The sequence below is a fragment of the Bacteroides luhongzhouii genome (assembly GCF_009193295.2).
GTDB classification, from domain to species: Bacteria; Bacteroidota; Bacteroidia; order Bacteroidales; family Bacteroidaceae; genus Bacteroides; species Bacteroides luhongzhouii.
The window spans coordinates 432,402-453,162 of record NZ_CP059973.1 but is presented as its reverse complement, the minus strand read 5'-3'; the positions used below and the strand labels follow the sequence as shown (position 1 = coordinate 453,162).

Annotated in this window: 11 protein-coding genes; 10 read left to right on the top strand and 1 reads right to left on the bottom strand. The window is 41.2% G+C overall.

The features are described from left to right. The first annotated feature begins 172 nt into the window (after positions 1–172). Entirely contained in the window at positions 173–4,198 is a 4,026-nt protein-coding gene (locus GD631_RS01655) for a hybrid sensor histidine kinase/response regulator transcription factor (RefSeq protein ID WP_143260458.1), read from the top strand. A gap of 70 nt (positions 4,199–4,268) precedes the next feature. Beyond that, positions 4,269–5,555 carry a histidine-type phosphatase gene (locus tag GD631_RS01650; protein WP_143260457.1) on the top strand — a complete coding sequence of 429 codons (1,287 nt, stop codon included), beginning with the start codon at positions 4,269–4,271 and terminating at the stop codon, positions 5,553–5,555. A 62-nt stretch (positions 5,556–5,617) separates the two neighbouring features. Here the strand turns inward: GD631_RS01650 and GD631_RS01645 are convergent, their stop codons facing one another. Next, complete coding sequence (locus GD631_RS01645; RefSeq protein ID WP_143260456.1) at positions 5,618–7,132, bottom strand: SLC13 family permease; 1,515 nt, start codon at positions 7,130–7,132, stop codon at positions 5,618–5,620. Positions 7,133–7,320: 188 nt separating this feature from the next. Here GD631_RS01645 and GD631_RS01640 point away from each other — a divergent pair, with 188 nt between their 5' ends. The 8 genes from GD631_RS01640 (at position 7,321) to GD631_RS01605 (ending at position 20,691) form a co-directional block, all read left to right on the top strand. Then, positions 7,321–7,911, top strand: a complete 591-nt coding sequence (locus GD631_RS01640; protein ID WP_143260455.1) for an RNA polymerase sigma-70 factor — start codon at positions 7,321–7,323, stop codon at positions 7,909–7,911. Positions 7,912–7,982: 71 nt separating this feature from the next. Next, complete coding sequence (locus GD631_RS01635) at positions 7,983–8,996, top strand: FecR family protein (protein ID WP_143260452.1); 1,014 nt, start codon at positions 7,983–7,985, stop codon at positions 8,994–8,996. Positions 8,997–9,263: 267 nt separating this feature from the next. Continuing rightward, complete coding sequence (locus GD631_RS01630; RefSeq protein ID WP_143260448.1) at positions 9,264–12,629, top strand: SusC/RagA family TonB-linked outer membrane protein; 3,366 nt, start codon at positions 9,264–9,266, stop codon at positions 12,627–12,629. Between the two features lie 10 nt (positions 12,630–12,639). Beyond that, positions 12,640–14,295, top strand: a complete 1,656-nt coding sequence (locus tag GD631_RS01625; protein ID WP_143260447.1) for a RagB/SusD family nutrient uptake outer membrane protein — start codon at positions 12,640–12,642, stop codon at positions 14,293–14,295. A 32-nt stretch (positions 14,296–14,327) separates the two neighbouring features. Next, the gene (locus GD631_RS01620) at positions 14,328–15,326 is read left to right on the top strand and encodes a glycoside hydrolase family 43 protein (protein ID WP_143260445.1); all 999 of its coding nucleotides are present in this window, start codon (positions 14,328–14,330) and stop codon (positions 15,324–15,326) included. 26 nt (positions 15,327–15,352) lie between these two features. Continuing rightward, positions 15,353–17,401: a hypothetical protein gene (locus GD631_RS01615; protein ID WP_143260444.1), complete on the top strand. Its 2,049-nt coding sequence runs from the start codon at positions 15,353–15,355 to the stop codon at positions 17,399–17,401. A gap of 21 nt (positions 17,402–17,422) precedes the next feature. Next, entirely contained in the window at positions 17,423–19,534 is a 2,112-nt protein-coding gene (locus GD631_RS01610) for a beta-galactosidase (RefSeq protein ID WP_143260443.1), read from the top strand. A 59-nt stretch (positions 19,535–19,593) separates the two neighbouring features. Beyond that, complete coding sequence (locus GD631_RS01605; protein ID WP_143260442.1) at positions 19,594–20,691, top strand: cellulase family glycosylhydrolase; 1,098 nt, start codon at positions 19,594–19,596, stop codon at positions 20,689–20,691. Positions 20,692–20,761: the final 70 nt, after the last annotated feature.

Genomic DNA, 20,761 nt, shown 5'->3' with positions numbered 1-20,761 from the left:
CGAAAACTGCCGGGGATTCTTGGTTCTTCTTTAGAATATTCAACAAACTAAAAATTGTGCATATAAAAAATGATTTTAATTATTAGTTGAAATATGAATACATTTGTTGGGTTGTGTTTTAATTAATTTTTTCATATTTTTGCAGGAAGTTTTTTGAATATTTGTGAAAGACATGAATAGTTTTGTAAAAATGAGAAGATATTTGTTGTTTATATTCCTTCTCATTAATGCTACTGTAAGCAAGGGGCAGATTTATAAGTATATAGGGCTGGAAAACGGTCTGAACAATCAGAAAATATACCATATCCAGAAAGACCGGCGAGGGTATATGTGGTTTCTGACTCAGGAAGGAGTAGACCGTTATGACGGCAAATATATTAAGCATTATACCTTTTCAGACGACAACATGAAGTTGGATTCACGGGTTGCCTTGAGCAGATTCTATATGGATAGCAAGGATGTATTATGGGTGATTGGTCAAAAAGGGCGTATTTTCAAGTATGATTCTCAACATGATAAATTCGAACTGGCTTATGTACATCCGGAACTGATCAGAAATAAGTCGCAGGCATTTCTTGATTACGGTTATTTGGACAAGAATGACCATGTGTGGTTATGCTATAAAGACACTATTACTTGGTATAATATCCGTACTGGAAAAACGTTGCATAAAGCGGTGCCGGTTCATGGGGAAATAACTGCCATTGAACAGACGGATAGCAACCATTTTTTTATCGGTACGGGAAGCGGCCTGTTTAGTGTTGGAATAGAAGAGGGAGAATTTAAGTTGATATCCGATGAAGTGGTGAATAATATCAGTACTCCGGTGCATGAACTCTATTACCATGATGTTTCCAAACAATTGTTTGTAGGAACTTATAAAGAGGGAATACTGATCTATAATATTGGTGAAGCGGGAAAAATTACTTCCTGCAGTTCACCCAACAATGTAGAAATTAACCGGATCGTTTCATTGAATGCCCATGAACTGTTGATAGCTACAGGTGGAAAAGGGGTATACAAACTGGATGTGAATACCTGCATGAGTGTACCTTATATAACGGCTGATTATAGTAGTTATAATAAGATGAACGGAAACAATATCAATGATATCTATGTGGATGAAGAAGAACGTATCTGGCTTGCCAATTATCCAACCGGTATCACAATCCGTAACAATCGTTATCAGAGTTACGACCTGATAAAGCATTCCCTTGGTAACAACCGGTCATTGGTGAATAATCAGGTTCATGATGTAATGGAGGATAGTGACGGCGATCTTTGGTTTGCAACCAGCAATGGTGTCAGTCTCTACCAGACCGATACAAAAGAGTGGCATTCTTTTTTTAGTTCTTTTGATCCGGTACCGGATGATGAGAATCACATCTTTTTAGCACTGTGTGAGGTTTCTCCCGGTGTGATATGGGCTGGTGGCTTTACTTCCAATATTTACAAGATAGAAAAAAAAGGACTTAAAATAAGTCTTCTATCTCCTTCTACTATGGCAGGAATACGTCCCGACCAGTATATTTTTGATATTAAAAAGGATTCGAGTGGTGATATATGGTCTGGCGGGTATTATCACCTAAAACGCATCAATCTTGAGACTAAAAACGTCCGTTTATATCCCGGGGTAAGTTCCATTACTACTATTCTGGAGAAAAATGCCCGCCAGATGTGGATTGGTACGAGAATGGGACTCTATCAGCTTGATAAGCAAACCGGAGTGTACCGGTATATTGACCTGCCCATTGAATCTCTTTATATATGTGCATTATACCAAAGAGAAGACGGTATTCTGTATATTGGTACCCGTGGAGCCGGACTTCTTGTTTATGATATCAATAAGGAGGTTTTCATCCATCAGTACCGGACCGATAATTGTGCGTTGATTTCCGACAATATTTATACGATTCTTCCACGTCAGGACAAAAGCCTCCTGATGGGGACGGAGAACGGTATTACAATCTATTCGCCCAAGGAACACTCTTTCCGCAACTGGACGCGGGAACAGGGGCTGATGAGTGTTAATTTTAATGCAGGCTCTGCTACAACTTACAGCAATGGTACGCTTGTTTTTGGTGGTAATGACGGTGCTATCAGATTTCCGACAGACATACAGATACCGGAGCCGCATTACTCACGTCTGTTGCTGCGCGATTTTATGATAGCCTATCATCCTGTTTATCCGGGTGATGACGGATCTCCTTTGGAGAAGGACATTGACGAAACAGAACGGCTTGAACTAACCTACGGGCAAAACACTTTCTCTTTTGATGTCGCTTCCATTAATTATGATTATCCTTCCAATATTCTTTATTCATGGAAGATTGACGGTTATCATAAAGAGTGGAGCCGTCCGAGTCAGGATAACCGGATTCTTGTCCGAAATTTGCCTCCCGGAAATTATACTTTGCAAATTCGTGCCATATCTAATGAAGAGAAATACAAAACTTATGAGACGAGGAGTATTCAGATCATTATCACTCCTCCGGTGTGGGCCAGTGTATGGGCGATGGTAGGATATGCAATTCTGTTGCTGCTGATTATGGTTATCATATTCCGTATTATCATGTTGCATAAACAAAAGAAAATATCGGATGAAAAGACACAGTTCTTTATTAATACGGCTCATGACATCCGTACACCGCTTACATTGATAAAAGCACCGTTGGAGGAAGTGGTAGAAAATCATATGGTGGCTGAACAGGCGTTGCCCCATATGAATATGGCTCTTAAGAATGTGAATACATTACTTCAACTGACGACCAACTTGATAAATTTCGAACGGATAGATGTCTATTCATCTACGCTCTATGTTTCCGAGTATGAACTGAATACCTTTATGAATGATGTTTGTGCCGCTTTTCGCAAATATGCCGAAATGAAACATGTCAGGTTTGTTTATGAAAGCAATTTTGACTATCTGAATGTATGGTTTGATAGTGACAAGATGGGATCCATATTGAAAAATATCTTGTCGAATGCTTTGAAGTATACATCTGAAGAAGGTAGTGTTTGTATTTCCGCTTGTGAGGAAGGAGACACCTGGAGCATCGAGGTGAAAGATACTGGAATCGGTATTCCTTTGGGTGAACAGAAAAAATTGTTCAGGAATTGTTTTCGAGGCAGCAATGTTGTCAATCTCAAAGTGACAGGTAGCGGAATAGGGCTGATGCTGGTATACAAACTGGTCAAGTTGCATAAAGGCAAGATCCGGATTCAGAGTGCCGAACATCAGGGTACTTGCGTACGGCTTACTTTCCCGAAAGGAAATACTCATCTCCATAAAGCAAAATTTATTTCTCCCAAGCTATTAGAACAACGTCCGGAGACTATCATACCGGGTAGTATTTCTGATTTGCCGACTATGGAGATATCCCAGATAAACAGTTCCTTACAACGTATCTTGATAGTGGAGGATAATGATGATTTGCGCAATTATCTGGTGGATATGCTTAAGACGAGTTATAATATTCAGGCATGTCCGAATGGAAAGGATGCGCTTATCATAATCCGGGAATTTAATCCGGATCTTGTTATATCCGATATAATGATGCCTGAAATGAGCGGAGATGAACTTTGTTCAGCGATTAAAGGCGATCTTGAGATGTCTCATATTCCGGTCGTTTTGCTGACAGCATTGGGAGATGAGAAGAATATGCTCGAAGGACTGGAAATCGGAGCGGATGCTTATATCACCAAGCCTTTCAGTGTAGGGATACTCAAGGCAACGATAAAAAATATACTTACGAATCGTGCTTTGCTCCGCCAGGTTTATAATAGTATCGAAGAGGAAGAACCGAGTTTCCCGGCTAATTGTACTAATACCTTGGACTGGAAATTTATAGCTTCTGTCAAAGAATGTATAGAGAAGAACATGGGGAATTCGAATTTTAATGTGGAAATGCTTAGCATCCAGCATCATATGAGTCGTACGAGCTTTTTCAATAAATTAAAGGCATTGACAGGTTATGCTCCGGCCGATTATATCCGGATGATACGTTTGCAACATGCCGCGCAATTGCTAAAGCAGGGCGAATATACAATAGCGGAAATTACCGATATGGTCGGGTTCTCGGATGCGAAATACTTCAGGGAAGTATTTAAAAAATATTATGGTGTAAGTCCAAGCAAGTATGCGGAGTCAGGAAAGGAAATTTCTTCTTCAATAACCGATTTCAAAAACATGGAATAGCATGTAGGGTGAATAAACATTATTCTATCTCTGGTTGTTATGTTGCATAAAAAGAAACAGATTCTGCCAGATGAAAGTAATACTGATATTTTTAGCCGTTTTGCTTTACCCGGTAACTTCTCTACTTGGACAAAGTGGAGTTCAGAAATATGCGGGTACAGCTATGCCATACCCTTTAATAAAAGCTTTGTCCACTTCGAACCATGAGGGTATGACTCCTTTTTATATCAACCATTTAGGGAGGCACGGAGCACGTTTTCCGACTTCCGGGAAAGCCTTGGAAAAAGTTAAAGGTGCGCTTGTCTTGGCGGAACAGGAGAAAAGGTTGACGGCAAAAGGGGTGGAATTACTTGCTACGGTATTACAACTGTCTGAAGCTTTTGACGGACAATGGGGAGAACTGTCGCCAATAGGTGAACAAGAGCAAAAGGAAATTGCAGAACGTATGTTATTTCGTTATCCGGAACTATTTGCTGATTCAGCTCGGATTGAAGCCATAGCTACTTATGTTCCTCGTTGCATTAACAGCATGGATGCTTTTCTTTCCGGTATGAAGAAACGTGATTCTTCACTGGTCATACAGCGAAATGCAGGAAAACAATATGATACTTTTCTTCGTTTTTTTGATTTGAACCAGCCTTATCTTCATTATAAGGAAAAAGGAGGCTGGATTCCATTATATGAATCATTTGTCCGGGATAAGATAATGGTCGCTCCGGTCATGAATAGAATCTTTCTTACCTCGGGAAAGGAAACGGAACAGGAAAGCCGGGAATTTGTCATGGCTTTGTTTTCAATAGCAGCAATACTTCCCGATACGGGCTTGCCTTTTGATATGAAAGATCTTTTTAGAAATGAAGAATGGTACAATTATTGGCAGACACAGAACTTACGGCAATATATGACCAAAAGTGCGGCGCCGATAGGAAATATGTTGCCGGTCGCAATAGCATGGCCGTTACTTTCGGAGTTCATTCGAACTACAGAGAAGGCTATTAACGGACAATCGGACAACCGGGCAAATCTTCGTTTTGCACATGCGGAAACTGTTATTCCGTTTGTGGCCCTGATGGGTATAGGAAAAACTGACATACAGGTAACGTCTTCCGACTCTGTATCCACTTATTGGAAAGATTATGATATTGCTCCCATGGCTGCCAATGTCCAATGGATTCTTTATCATGATGAAAACAGTCAGGTTTGGATTAAAGTACTTTTGAATGAGAAAGAAGTGTCTATTCCCGTGGTAACATCTCGTTTTCCATATTATCGATGGGAAGAAGTCCGGGAGTTTCTTGAACAGCGGATAGCGATGTCGAAAAAGATACTTTCCGGTTTTCAAAACAAGAATGGTTAACAAAAAAGCCCTGTGGGAATGACTTGTTCCTACAGGGCTCATTTTAACGGGAAGAGGATTATTTATAATAACTTGTTGGAGCCAAGTATAATCAACATAGTATATCCCAGTATCAATCCGATAATTCCCATGATTATGCCGACTTTCTCCATATCCTTTTGCTGAATCATGCCTGTGGCATGCGCCAATGCGTTGGGAGGAGTACTAATAGGCAATATCATTGCTAATGATGAACCGATTGCTACCCCGATCAATAAAGTTTCGACTCCACCTAATGAATACAGATTTTCGCGCATGCTGCTTCCTGCAATGGCAAGAATGGGGACAAGCAATGCGGCGGTAGCCGTATGTGAGATGAAGTTTGCCATAGCATAACAAATCAGCCCGGAGCCGACAATCATTAATACAGGAGGCCATGTGTTGAAGGGGATAGCTTCAATCATATGCTTGGCCAGCCCGGTTTCCTGTAAAGCAACGCCTAGGGCGAAGCCACCGGCTACCATCCAGAGTACGCTCCAACTGATTTCTTCCAAGTCACGTTTAGTGATGACTCCCGTTATACAGAATACGGCTACCGGAATCATAGCTACTACATTTGAATTTACTCCTGTCACTTTGTCAAACATCCAAAGTATGACTGTGATGGCAAAAGTGATATAAACCACAATGGAACGCCAATCTTTTTTGGCTTCACCTTCAATTTGTAACTCAATATTCTTTTGTTTAAAGGGAAACAATCGTAAAAGTATAAACCAGGCGATAAACAATACAATAATAGTATAGGGTAACATAAAACTCATCCATTCTCCGAAACCGATGTTCAGGTTCAGTCCTTCCGGGTCATTCAGGTATTTTAAAGCGATAGCGTTGGGCGGTGTGCCGATAGGAGTTCCCATACCGCCTACATTGGCAGCCACAGGAATAGCCATGGCCAAACCTATTTTACCTTTACCGTCTGCCGGAAGTGCTTTTAATACAGGAGTAAGGAAAGTAAGCATCATGGCTGCTGTAGCCGTATTGCTAAGAAACATTGAAAATGCAGCTGTAACAAGAATGAACCCTAATAGTACATAGCGTGATTGTGTTCCGAAAGGTCTTAGCATGACGCGTGCCAACAATACGTCCAATCCGCTTTTGGTTGCTGCGATAGCAAGTATGAAACCACCAATAAATAACATAATGATAGGATCGGCAAAGCAGTGCATAATGGACTTATATTTGACTGTCTGTCCCAATTCTTCTGTTGGAACCCCTTGAATGAGGAACCATAAACTGCTGTCGGAAACGGTAAGTAACAATAAAACGACAATCAGCACGGAAGTGGTCCATGCAGGGACAGCCTCGAATACCCACATAAGTGTGGCAAAAATAAAGATAGAAATAAGTCTTTGTTCTATAACAGTTAACCCTTCTATACCAAATGTGTCAATTGGGAGGAGCCATAAAATAAGGGAAAGGGTAATAGCTACGGTTAACTTTATACATCTGGCCACTGTCTGATTTTTTGCTAACCGTTTGGCTTTCTTTAAATCCTGATAAGCTTCCACTAGATGGAAGCCATGAAAAATCTTGTACATGATACTAGTTTAAGAAAAAATTAAAAAACGGTGCAAAAATAACTTTTTATTCTATATTTCGTAAATCAGTGAGAGAAGTTTTTTTATAATTCTTTTGGGTTGTGATGTCCTTGAAGATATTAATATGGATATTAGGTAGTCTGCTGCAATTTCTTTAAATTTGTGCCATTAACTTGACTAATACATCCATGGAGCATACTGAAACTTTAATAGTAGAGCAGTTGAAGACAGGCAATGAAGATGCCTATCAATACATCTATGACCGTCACTATGCTTTGCTGTGTCATGTTGCGAATGGCTATGTAAAAGATCAATTCCTGGCGGAAACCATTGTCGGAGATACTATTTTTCATTTATGGGAGATTCGTGAAACGCTGGAGATTTCCGTTTCCATCCGTAGCTATTTGTTGAGAGCCGTCCGTAATCGTTGTATCAACTATCTTAATTCAGAATGGGAAAAGCGCGAGATCGCGTTTTCATCTCTAATGCCTGATGAGATAACAGACAATAAAATGACGATATCCGATTCGCATCCGTTGGGGACATTGCTGGAGCGTGAACTGGAAGAAGAAATATATAAAGCCATTGATAAATTGCCGAGCGAATGTCGTCGTGTATTCGATAAAAGTCGTTTTGAAGGAAAATCATACGAAGAGATTTCTCAAGAGTTGGGCATCTCTGTCAATACGGTTAAATATCATATAAAGAATGCATTAGCATCTTTACAAACGAATTTAAGTAAATATCTGATTACTCTACTTTTATTTTTTTTCGGATAAAAACGAAAAAAAGTCATTTTTAGACTACCCTCAATTAAAAATCTACTGTCTCCTTTATAGAACGCAGAAAAATGGAAGAAGAAAAGAAACATATTGATGAATTGATTTCAACCTATCTGACTGAAGGTTTGGACAAAAATGCTTTAGCCGAGCTGAAAGCATGGATAGCTGCATCACCTGACAATGAGGATTATTTTATTCAGCAACGGGAAGTCTGGTTCTCTGCCGTGAGCCGTGAAGCTGCGTCGAAATACAATAAAGACAAGGCATTCGATACATTTAAGAATCGTATCGGGAGCCGGGAGCAAGTGGAGAAAGCTCCTCGTCAGGAATTCCGTTTGTCGGTGTTGTGGCGTTATGCTGCGATTATCGCAGTCATACTTGCAGTAGGATGCTTCTCATATTGGCAGGGGGGAGTGAATGTAAAAGACACTTTTGCAGATATATCCGTAGAGGCTCCTTTAGGATCAAGAACGAAACTTTATTTGCCTGACGGTACATTGGTTTGGCTGAATGCCGGTTCACGAATAACCTACTCACAAGGCTTCGGAGTAGATAACCGTAAAGTAGAATTAGAAGGCGAAGGATATTTTGAAGTCCGGCGGAATGAAAAACTCCCTTTCTTTGTAAAGACTAAAGATGTGCAATTGCAGGTATTGGGAACCAAATTTAATTTTCGCGATTATCCGGAAGATCATGAAGTCGTAGTATCCTTGTTGGAAGGGAAAGTAGAATTAAATAATTTACTAAAAAAAGAGAAAGGAGCCTTCCTTGCACCCGACGAGAGAGCGATATTGAACAAAGCGAACGGACTGATGACAGTAGAAACTGTCACAGCCTCCAATGCCTCCCAATGGACGGACGGTTATCTGTTTTTTGATGAAGAACTTTTGCCGGACATCGTGAAAGAATTGGAACGTAGCTACAATGTAACTATTCACATCGCCAATGATTCTTTAAATACCTTCCGGTTCTACGGAAACTTCGTCCGTCGGGAGCAAAGTATTCAGGAAGTGTTGGATGCGTTGGCATCTACAGAGAAAATACAATATAAAATTGAAGAGCGCAATATAACTATCTATTAACCGGTTACCAGAGATTATAATACTATGATTGTTTAACCTTATAATTGAAGAATATGAGTAAAAGAAATAATACTGAATAGTCTTTAGGGAATGATAAGGAGAGAAAAATAAAAACCGGAAGATCTCGAACATCTTCCGGCTCCTGAATCTCTTCTTCAACAACTTTCAAACGTGAGCATGTTTTCAAAAGAGATTATGCAAAGTTAGCAAAATACATCTCTTTTAAAACGAGTTATTCAAGTTTTAATTAAATAATTTGTTTATTTTATGAATTACAGGAAGAAGGCCATATTAATGGTCGTGGCTCTCTTTTGCCTTAACATAGCAATGCTAGCCCAGGCCGTTTCATTGAAAATGAATAATGTTTCAGTGAAAGAAGCAATGACGCAATTGAAGAATAAAAGCGGATATTCTTTCGTATATAAAGTGGGAGACCTAGATACCAGGAAGATTGTAAGTGTAAAGGCAAAACAGTTGAATGAGGCTATTGATCAGATATTGTACGGGCAAGAGGTTGTTTATGAGGTAAAGGGTAAGAATATTATTGTCCAAAAAGGGCAAGCGCGGCAGAACACCTCTAAAGACACTAAAAAGCGTAAAATTACAGGTGTGGTGAATGATGCCAACGGTGAACCGATTATCGGTGCTACCATTAAGGAAAAAGGAACAGCTAACGGAACTGCATCTGATTTGAATGCGAAGTTCTCGTTGGAAGTATCACCGGGAGCTGTATTGGAAGTCTCTTATATTGGTTATCAGACACAGGAAGTAAAAGTGGGAGACCGGACCTCTTTATCCGTGACCTTGGCTGAAAATCAGCAAATATTAGATGAGGTGGTAGTGGTGGGCTATGGTACGACCTCCCGCAAAAACCTGACAACTTCCATTGCTACGGTAAAAACAGAAAAAATATCGAAAGCAGCTACCAGTAATATTTCCGGGATGTTGTTGGGGCGTGCTGCCGGTTTGCAGGCAACCGTCGCCAGCCCCCAGCCGGGAGGAGGCATCAATATCTCCATTCGTGGAGGTGGTACACCGATTTATGTGGTAGATGGAGTGGTTATGCCTAGCGGCTCTTTTGAAGTCGGCACGGGAAGCACATCACTTCCTTCCTCCGTCAACCGTGCAGGATTGGCGGGATTAAATCCTAATGATATTGAATCTATTGAAATCCTGAAAGATGCTTCTGCCGCCATTTATGGTATAGGAGCTGCCGATGGTGTTATTTTGGTGACTACCAAAAAGGGAAAAGAAGGAAAACCGAGCATAGTGTATGAAGGAAGCTATTCCATACAGAAACATTATCCTTATCTGGATGTGTTGAACGGGCCCGAATTGATGAACATGGTCAATGTTTTCAGTAAAGAGAATTATTTGTATGACAAGGGTCAGTATCCTTATGGAAATGCTGCCTATGATGATAAGTGGACGCCTATTTTTACACCGACGCAAATAGCCAATGCTCCGACTACGGACTGGTTGGACAAAGTGTTGAAAACAGGTGCGGTGACCAATCATAACCTGACGATCAGCGGTGGCTCTGAGAAGTTTAAATATTATCTGGGTGTTAATTACTATAAAGAAGATGCTACCGTTCATAATTCGGATATGGAGCGATACTCTTTGCGTACAAATATCACCTCACAGCTGACTAACTTTTTGAAACTGACAACGATCGTCAACTTGAATCAGAATAATTACACGAACTCTACTATTGGCGGGGACGTTGGGAACTTAGGAGATCAGGGAGCCGGAGCACTTTTCGGAGCAATTTTCTATCCTTCCTATCTTCCTGTATACGATGCCGAAGGGAAATATAATGTATTTAGCCGGACGCCTAACCCTGTTTCCATGCATGAAATTAATGATAAGTCCGAGCAAAGTGGTTACTACATGAATTTCTCATTGGATGTTGATATCATAAAGAACATGCTTTCGGCAAAAGTGTTGTATGGATTGAATAAGGAAAATACCTCTCGTGATTCATACATACCTTCTGATATTTACTACGCATTGCAACGTAAATCCAGAGGAAACTTAGGATATGGAAAAAGACAACAAAGCACTCTCGAAGGTACGTTGACATTTCAACATAAATTTGGAGAGCTGTTGGATATGAATCTGATGGCCGGTATGGGACGTTATCTTGATAGTGGCGATGGTTCGGATATATCATACGAAAATGCGAATGATCATATACAGGGAAGCAGTGTAGGCATGGCAGACGGTCCTTTCTATCCGACTTCTTATAAATATAAAAATGAAAAGAGGTCACAGTTTGTCAGAGGAAATTTCGACTTATTGGGTCGCTATGTCGTATCTGCTTCATTGCGCCGTGACGGTACGGATAAATTCTTTCCCAGTAAGAAATATGCTCTCTTCCCATCTGTTTCTCTAGCATGGAAAATGAACGAAGAATCATTTATAAAGAATATCTCTTGGATTAATATGTTGAAACTAAGAGCCAGTTATGGTGAAACTGGTAGTGACAACTTAGGTACAACACTATATGGTATTGTAACAACTACCCGTGAAGATGTTAAGTTCAATAATAATTCAGTTACCTATATTCCTTACATATTGTCCGGTGCCAACTATGAAGATGTAACCTGGCAAAAGACGGTTATGAAAAATATCGGATTGGATTTTTCCATTCTTAGAGATAGAATCTGGGGTAGTGTAGATGTATTCCGTAATGACGTAACCCATTTGCTGGGTACAGCACCTACAGAATTATTGGGAATGCACGGAACACGTCCTATTAATGGAGGACATTATAAACGTACTGGAGTAGATGTGAGTTTGAATTCGCAGAATCTTCAGACACATGATTTCAAATGGACCTCTCAAATTACAATGTCCCATTATAACGCGGTATGGATAGAACGTATGCCCAACTATGATTATCAAAAATATCAGAAAAGGAAAAATGAACCGATGAATGCATTCTATTATTATAAAACGACCGGTATCATCAATGTGGATAAGAGTAATATGCCCGAATCGCAACGTTCGTTAGGTCCTGCTGCTTGTATGCCGGGATATCCTATTGTCAAAGATAAAAATGGGGATGGAATCATTGATGTGAATGACTCTTATATGGATAATACGTTACCTAAATTATATTTTGGTTTCGGGAATACATTTACATGGAAGAACTTTGATTTGGATATATTTATGTATGGTCAATTGGGGGTAAAGAAATGGAATGATGCATATGGCAATAGTATAGATGTCGGAGGTCTCTCCAGAGGAGTGGATGCGCACAATGTTGGTATCTATTCTTATAACATTTGGAATACCCAGACAAACACGAACGGACACTTCCCGGGTATCGCAATCAGTAAGTCAGTGGCTTTACCCGAAAATCTGGGCTTTGATTATACAAGAGAAAATGCCTCTTATATACGTGTAAGAAACATCACGCTGGGATATAACTTAGGTCCCAAAGAATTGTCCGTATTTAAAGGATATATTAGAGGAATACGTGTGTTTGTCGATTTTCAGAATCCTTTGACCTTTACCAAATACAAAGGATATGACCCTGAAATCAACACTTCCTCTTCTAATTTGACCGGAGGGCAATATCCTCAAATGAGAGTTTATTCAATAGGTGCAAAATTAACCTTCTAAACTTCAAGCTATGAAATCTAACAAATTATGTCGTATGAAAAAGAAGATTTTTTTACCGATGCTTGTTTCCTTGCAACTATTATTCGGTAGTTGTGAGAATAATTTTGATCCTTATATTTATGGAGCTTTGTTGCAGGGAGAGTATCCTTCTACAGAGCAGGAGTATGTTTCCTATATGATGATTTGCTACTTGCCATACACCACGGTTTGGACGTATGATATGGGTTCGGGCGGTTTGCAACACGGCATTCATATACAGTCCGGAGGAGCAATACGTATGTTTGATTCAGCTTCTGATATATGTGCACCGGCTACCACAGTAGGTGCAGACTGGGAACGCTTTACTAGGGGAGACTACAGTAATTGCTTTTATTACTGGCGTGGAAATGTGGATGATGGCAGTAACCTCAACCATTTCCCGAAAACGGCTCAAATAACCCGTATGACTGAAATCATTGGAACTTTGGAGAAAGCTCCCCTGACTGCTCTTACAGAAGAAAAAAAGAATAACCTGCTCGGAGAAGCACGTCTGTGTCGTGGATTGATGATGTACTTTCTGTTGCATGTTTACGGTCCTGTACCGGTCATCCTAGACCCCGAAAAAGTAATTGATCCGGAAGCGTTGTCGAATACCGTGCGTCCTTCTTTGGATGAAATGACTCAATGGATTACGGATGATCTGGAATTTGCCGCAAAGAATGCTCCCGAGGTAGCTCCGGATATGGGACGTTATACGCGCGATTATGCCCGTTTCTGCCTGATGAAACACTGTCTGAACGAAGGTGAACACATGGAAGGTTATTATCAGAGAGCAATGGATATGTACGATGAACTCAATACAGGTAAATATGATTTGTTTAAAACCGGAAGTACACCATACGTTGACCTGTTTAAGAATGCCAATAAATTCAATAAAGAGATCATTATGGCTGTCAGTTGTAGCCCGACTGCCGATGGTAATCCGAAACATGGAAATGCGAATCCTTTCCTGATGTGGGCTTTACCTTCCGATGTGGCAAAAGGGGATCCTTTCCCAATGGGAGGCGGATGGTTCCAGGCTTTCAGTATGGATAAGAAATTCTATGATGCTTTCGAAAGTAACGACGGTCGTCTGAAAACGATTGTGACTAGTTATAAGGACAAGAATGGTGTTATCATCAATAAAGACAATCTGGGGGTGAGATGGAATGGATATATTATGAATAAATTTCCGCAGGAAACCATGACAACTTTCCAGGGTACTGATATTCCTTTGGCAAGATGGGCTGATGTATTATTGATGTACGCAGAAGCTGAAGTGCGCAAAACAGGAACCGTTCCTTCTGTAGCAGCTATAAATGCAGTTAATCAAGTGAGAAGAAGAGCCGGACTGTTGGATTTACCGAGTGTGGCAACCAATACCAAAGATGCTTTTCTGGATGCGATTCTGATTGAACGGGGACATGAACTCTTTTATGAAGGTAATCGTAAGATTGACTTGATTCGTTTTAATAAATATGCGCAGGAAATGTATAAAGCGAAGGGAGTAATGCCGACGCATCAGTACATGCCGATTCCTAATTATGCAGTCGAACAGGCGGTTTCTTATGGAAAAGAGCTGAAGCAGACTTGGGAACGTCCGGGTTGGGCGGAAGATAAGAGCAAAGCGCAGCAAAATATAAATTAAACCTATTAACTGAATATAAAGATATGAAACGTATGAGTTACTATATAATTGGTCTATTATTGTTTTTAATGAGTTGGGCATGCTCGGATGAGGCAGAAACATGCAGAGAAGAAATTCCAGTGGAAACAGATGGCGGATATTTATTTGCCCACATGACGAATGCTAATTATGGAAAATTGTATTATGCTGCTTCCCGGGATGGTGTAAATTGGGAGACGCTGAATAAAGGTCGGATAATCAATAGTGCTTACATTGGGCATCCTGATATTTGTCAGGGACATGATGGGGCTTTTTATATGATAGCAGTCAATCCGTTGGCTTTGTGGCGGTCAGAAGATTTGGTGACATGGACGTCTACCCCGTTGGATGAAATGATTTTTAATCGTAGTAATGCGCAGGGATTTTATACTACCTATTATTGGGGAGCACCCAAGATGTTTTATGACAAGGACAGCGGACAATACATTATAAGTTGGCATGCCTGCAACGATCCGGATAAGGATGACTGGGACAGTATGCGTACTCTCTATGTGCTGACAAAAGATTTTGAGACGTATACAGAACCACAGAAACTGTTCAACTTCACTGGTACAGATGAGAACATGTCTATTATTGATGCCATTATCCGGAAGGTAAACGGTGTTTATTATGCAATCTTGAAAGATGAACGCGATCCGGCTGTTGCTCCGGAAACCGGGAAAACAGTCCGTATTGCTACCTCTTCCAGCCTGACCGGTCCTTACACCAATCCGGGAGCACCTGTCACTCCGAATGATATGATGCGTGAAGCACCTATTTTTATCGAACGCCCCAATCATAGCGGTTGGTTTATTTATGCGGAGTCTTATGCCGCCAAACCTTATGGCTATCATTTGTTTCAATCGACCTCTATGGACGGACCATGGAAAGAGCGTACCTTCTCCGGCCCTAATGTAAAGGATGGTACGGACAGACCCGGTGCGCGACACGGCTGCATTGTGAAGGTGAACGAAGCGGTTTATCAGGCTTTGTTGAAAGCATATAAAAAATAAATGTATAATCTTAATATGACTGTATTATGAAATATTATATATATACGATTCTTCTCCTTCTGTTGGCGGCATCCTGTAGCGATGACGTACAGAAATGGGATAATTGGCCGGAGTGGAAACTTGCCTCTCCTCTTTCCGTAGGAGGTAATGTGTTGGATGAAGAAATTTACTCCAATTTTCAGGGGAAGAAGCTTCATTTGGAAAAGGGACAGGAAATCGAATTCTCGGGAACCGACGGAATAGAATCAATTCTCTCACCGGATTACTTTGAATACTTGTCCGAAAATAAAGCTCGTTTTAAAGGAGAGACAGATGATTATAGTGTGCTTTATGATCCCGTTAATGAACTTCTGTATGTGGAAAAAGCTGGCGCAACCTATCCGGAAGGATTATGGTTCTGTGGTGCTAATTGGGGGCATCCTCAGGCGAGGGTGGTTACTACAAGTGGCTGGAGTATGGATGGAGCCAACAATGTACTTTATTGTTATAAAAGTGCTGACAACGTCTTTCAGCTCACCGTATATCTGGCTAATAACTTCTCATTCAAGTTCTTCAAACATAGAGGTTGGGGAGAAGGTGATAATGAAATTACCACTTTACCAGAGGACAATATAACACTTACTACTCCATTCCTGGTTGCAGGAAAGAGTGGGGGAGATTTTATTCCTGGACCGTTGTTCCAACCCGGAGTATATCTTATTACGCTTGATTTGAACAATAACACGTGTACTTTTGAAGCAAAAGATGAAAATATTCAGGAGCAAACCTTCCTTGTTAACGGGCATGAAATGGGTATATTAGAAGAGGCTTCATCTTACCTGGGTATTGCTTTGGAACTTCATGAAGGCGATGAAGTGACTTTCGGCAATTTCAGTGATGTGAGAAAGATGCTTCAACCGGATTTCTTTGAAGATATAACAAAGGATAAAGCTACATTTATAGGGGTGGATGGAAACTATAAACTGTTTTACGATCCGGTAAACAAACTGATATATTTAGAAAATCGTTCAGTGAATTATCCGGATGGCTTATGGGTTTGCGGTTCTAATTTCGGGCATCCTCAAGCCGGACGGGTGACTGTTGCCACATGGACCTTCAATTTGCCGAGTGATGCATTCCAGTGCGTGAAGATATCGGATAATGTTTTTGAAACAACTCTTTATCTGGTTAAAGATTTCCAGTTTAAATTTTATAAGCAACGTCCGTGGGGAGGTGAACTGGCTAGCACCACTGTTAATCCTTATCCTATTAATCTATTAGGTAAAGGCTGGTTTTATAGTGATCCGGCAACGGGCGGTACTGGTGGCGGACATTTTACCGGTGATTTTGTGGCCGGACCGGATTTCACGCCAGGAGTATACCGTGTCCGGATAGATTTGAATAAGAATATATGTATGTTTATTGATAAGGTAGATGAAGGACAGCTTGAAGAAGAATCTTATAAAATAAACGGTACAGAACTGACTCAATCTAATGATCCCAATTATATCGGTGTAGAGTTGAATTTCACGAAAGGACAAACTGTCGATTTTGAAGGATTTAGTTATTTGGATTATATGCTTCAACCGGAATACTTTACGAATGAAAATGGCCAATACAAGTTTAATGCCCCGGATGGCAAGTATAAGATTTCATATAATAAGAATAGGGAACTTATATATGTAGAGAAAACGGCCAGTGCGGAATTCCCCGAAACTGTATGGATCACTGGGGCTACCTTCGGACATCCTAGGATCAGCGGACTTCTTGCTGATGATATTGGAAATTGGGGATGGGAAAATCCGAAAGATTTTATCTGTTGCGTGAAGACTGGGGAGCGTATTTTTGAAACCAATCTATTTTTAAAGAATGACTTTATGTTCAGATTCTATAAGAAAAAAGGTTGGAATAATGAAATTACTTCATTTGATGTGACCATTGTATCTGAAGGTGATTTGATAGCGCGGGGCGGTTACTGGAACGGAGATCAATGGCAGGAAACAGAAAACTTCGGACCGGGAGCTAATTTCAGAGCCGGTATATATCATGTCAAGCTGGATATGGATACAAATACCTGCACGTTTACAAAGAGATAATAGATTCTAAAAATAATATCCATGAAGAAATCCTTATTAGTCTTAGCTCTATTGTTTTCATTGGTATCTTTTGCTCAATCTCCAGTCGATAAATCTTTTCCTCCGGAAGAGTTGTTTGCTTTGGGGTCTTACTATTACCCCGAGCAATGGAATCCTTCTCAATGGGAACGTGATTTGAAGAAAATGTCGGAGATGGGGATCAAGTTTACCCATTTTGCAGAATTTGCCTGGGCTATGATGGAGCCGGAAGAAGGAAAGTATGATTTTGAGTGGCTGGATCGTGCCGTTTCCCTGGCGGAGAAATATGGTCTGAAAGTAATTATGTGTACGCCTACTCCCACACCTCCCGTCTGGCTGTCAAAAAAGTACCCCGACATATTGATCCAGCGGGATAATGGAGTGACTATTCAACACGGACGGCGTCAGCATGCTTCCTGGAGTAGCGACCGATACCGTCGTTATGTAGAAAACATCGTTTCCCGCCTGGCAATGCACTATGGCAATCATCCCGCTGTTATCGGCTGGCAGATTGACAACGAGCCGGGACATTACGGAGTAGTGGATTACAGTGAAAATGCGCAGGTGAAATTTCGCGTTTGGCTGCAAAAAAAATATGGAACCATCGACAAGCTGAATGATACTTGGGGGACCTCTTTTTGGAGTGAAACCTATCAGAACTTCAACCAGATTCGCCTTCCCAGTCAACAAGAAGTACCCGATAAGCCCAATCCTCATGCCATGCTCGATCTGAACCGTTTCATGGCGGATGAACTGGCGGGCTTTGTTAATATGCAGGCAGACATACTCCGGCGGCATATCAGCAGAGATCAATGGATCACTACCAACCTAATTCCTGTTTTCAATCCGGTTGATCCGGTACGGATCGATCATACGGACTTCTTGACCTACACCCGCTATCTGGTGACCGGACATAATCAGGGAATAGGCAGCCAAGGCTTTCGGATGGGGATTCCCGAAGATCTCGGGTTTTCAAATGACCAGTTTCGTAACCGTGTCGGCAAAACATTCGGAGTGATGGAACTACAACCCGGGCAGGTGAACTGGGGAGTGTACAATCCCCAGCCTTTACCCGGTGCCGTGCGTATGTGGGTGTATCATGTTTTTGCAGGTGGCGGGAAGTTTGTGTGCAATTACCGTTTCCGTCAACCTCTGAAAGGCAGTGAGCAATACCATTACGGCATGATAATGACCGACGGGGTAACTCTTTCTCCGGGCGGTGAAGAATATGTACGTATTGTGCAGGAGATGAAAAAGCTTCATGCCGCCTACGATAAGAAAAGCCGTATGTCCAAACAGCTGGCTTCCCGGCGCATTGGACTGCTTTTCGATATGAACAACTATTGGGAAATGGAGTTCCAGCGTCAGACAAACCAGTGGTGGACGATGTCACACATACATAAGTATTACAACCTGTTGAAGTCCTTTGCCGCTCCTGTTGATGTGATCTCGGAGAAGGAGGATTTTTCGGGTTATCCTTTCCTGATTGCGCCGGCTTATCAGTTGCTTGACAACAATTTGGTAGAGCGCTGGACTGAATACGTGAAGGAGGGAGGACATCTGATTCTGACCTGCCGTACCGGGCAGAAAGACCGTAACGCCAAACTGTGGGAGGCTCCTTTGGCTGCTCCCATCCACCAACTGGCCGGAATAACCAGCCTGTACTATGACCATCTGCCTCACAATCTGTATGGAAAGGTAGATTTCGGAGGCATGGAATACGCTTGGAACAATTGGGCGGACGTACTAACCCCGGCTGCCGGAACAGATGTTTGGGCTGTGTATGCGGACCAGTTTTATAAGGGAGCTGCTTCCGTGATACACCGTAGGCTGGGTAAAGGAACGGTCACTTATATCGGAACGGATACCGATGACGGCAAATTGGAGAAAGAAGTAGTACGCCGTGTATATGCGGAAGCCGGTGTACCGACTGAAGATTTACCGTATGGAGTGGTGAAGGAATGGCGAGATGGTTTCTATATCGCTTTGAATTATACATCGGACATTCAAGAAATTGCCATTCCTGCCAAGGCGGAGATCTTGATCGGCAGTGCACGCCTCGAACCTGCAGGAGTAGTGGTGTGGAAGGAAAAGTCAGACAACAGGCATAAATAATCAAATAAACGGGAATTAAAAGAACAAGTAATCTTGTATATTAATCAATTGAAAATAGCATGAAAAATAAATGGTGTGTTAATGTGGTGTTTTTATTCTTTTTAGTGGGGATATGTGTATGCGCCTGTACACAGGATTCTAATTCTTCAAACAACAGCCGTTGGACGGAAGAGAAGATACAGGAATGGTATGACAATCAAGCTTGGCTGGTAGGTTGCAATTATATTCCGGCAACGGCAATCAATCAGATAGAAATGTGGAGTGCGGATACTTTCGATCCTGAACAGATAGACAAAGAACTATCATGGGCGCATGAACTGGGCTTTAATACCTTACGTGTTTTCTTGAGCAGTGTTGTATGGCAAAATGATGCGACAGGAATGAAGAAGCGTATGGATGATTTTTTGAATATTTGCGGGAGATATTCAATCCGCCCTATGTTTGTGTTTTTTGATGATTGTTGGAATCCGGAGTCGGCTTATGGTAAACAACCGGAACCGAAGCCGGGTGTTCATAATTCTGGTTGGGTGCAGGACCCTTCATGTAGCTTGCGTAAAGACACACTGACTTTGTATCCTTTTCTGCAAGAGTATGTAAAAGATATTGTCCGAACTTATGCCAATGATGACCGGATATTGATGTGGGATTTGTATAATGAACCGGGGAATAGTAAACACGAGGAAACTTCTTTGTCTTTATTGACAAATGTCTTTCGTTGGGTGCGGGATTGTAATCCGTCACAACCGATTACTGCCGGTGTATGGGACTATAATTCTCCCCGGAAGAATGTTCTGAATGCGTTTGTGTTGAATCATTCGGACATCATCTCTTATCATAATTACGATAATGAGGTCCGGCATGGCGAATGCATCAAGTTTCTGAAGATGCTTAACCGTCCGTTGATTTGTACCGAATATATGGCTCGTCGCAATGACAGCCGCTTTTGCAATGTTCTTCCTTTGATGAAAAAAGAAAAGGTAGGCGCCATCAATTGGGGATTTGTTGCAGGGAAGACAAATACTATTTTTGCCTGGGATGACGTTATTCCGTCGGGGGAAGAACCGGAATTATGGTTTCATGATATTTATCGTCCTACCGGAGTACCTTATCAGCAGGAAGAAGTCGATTGCATTCAATCTCTGACAGGAAAAAGATAGAATCACGTATTCTTTTTTATCTCTGTTTTTTAGTTTTCATATAGGTTAGTATGATATATTATTTTATTTT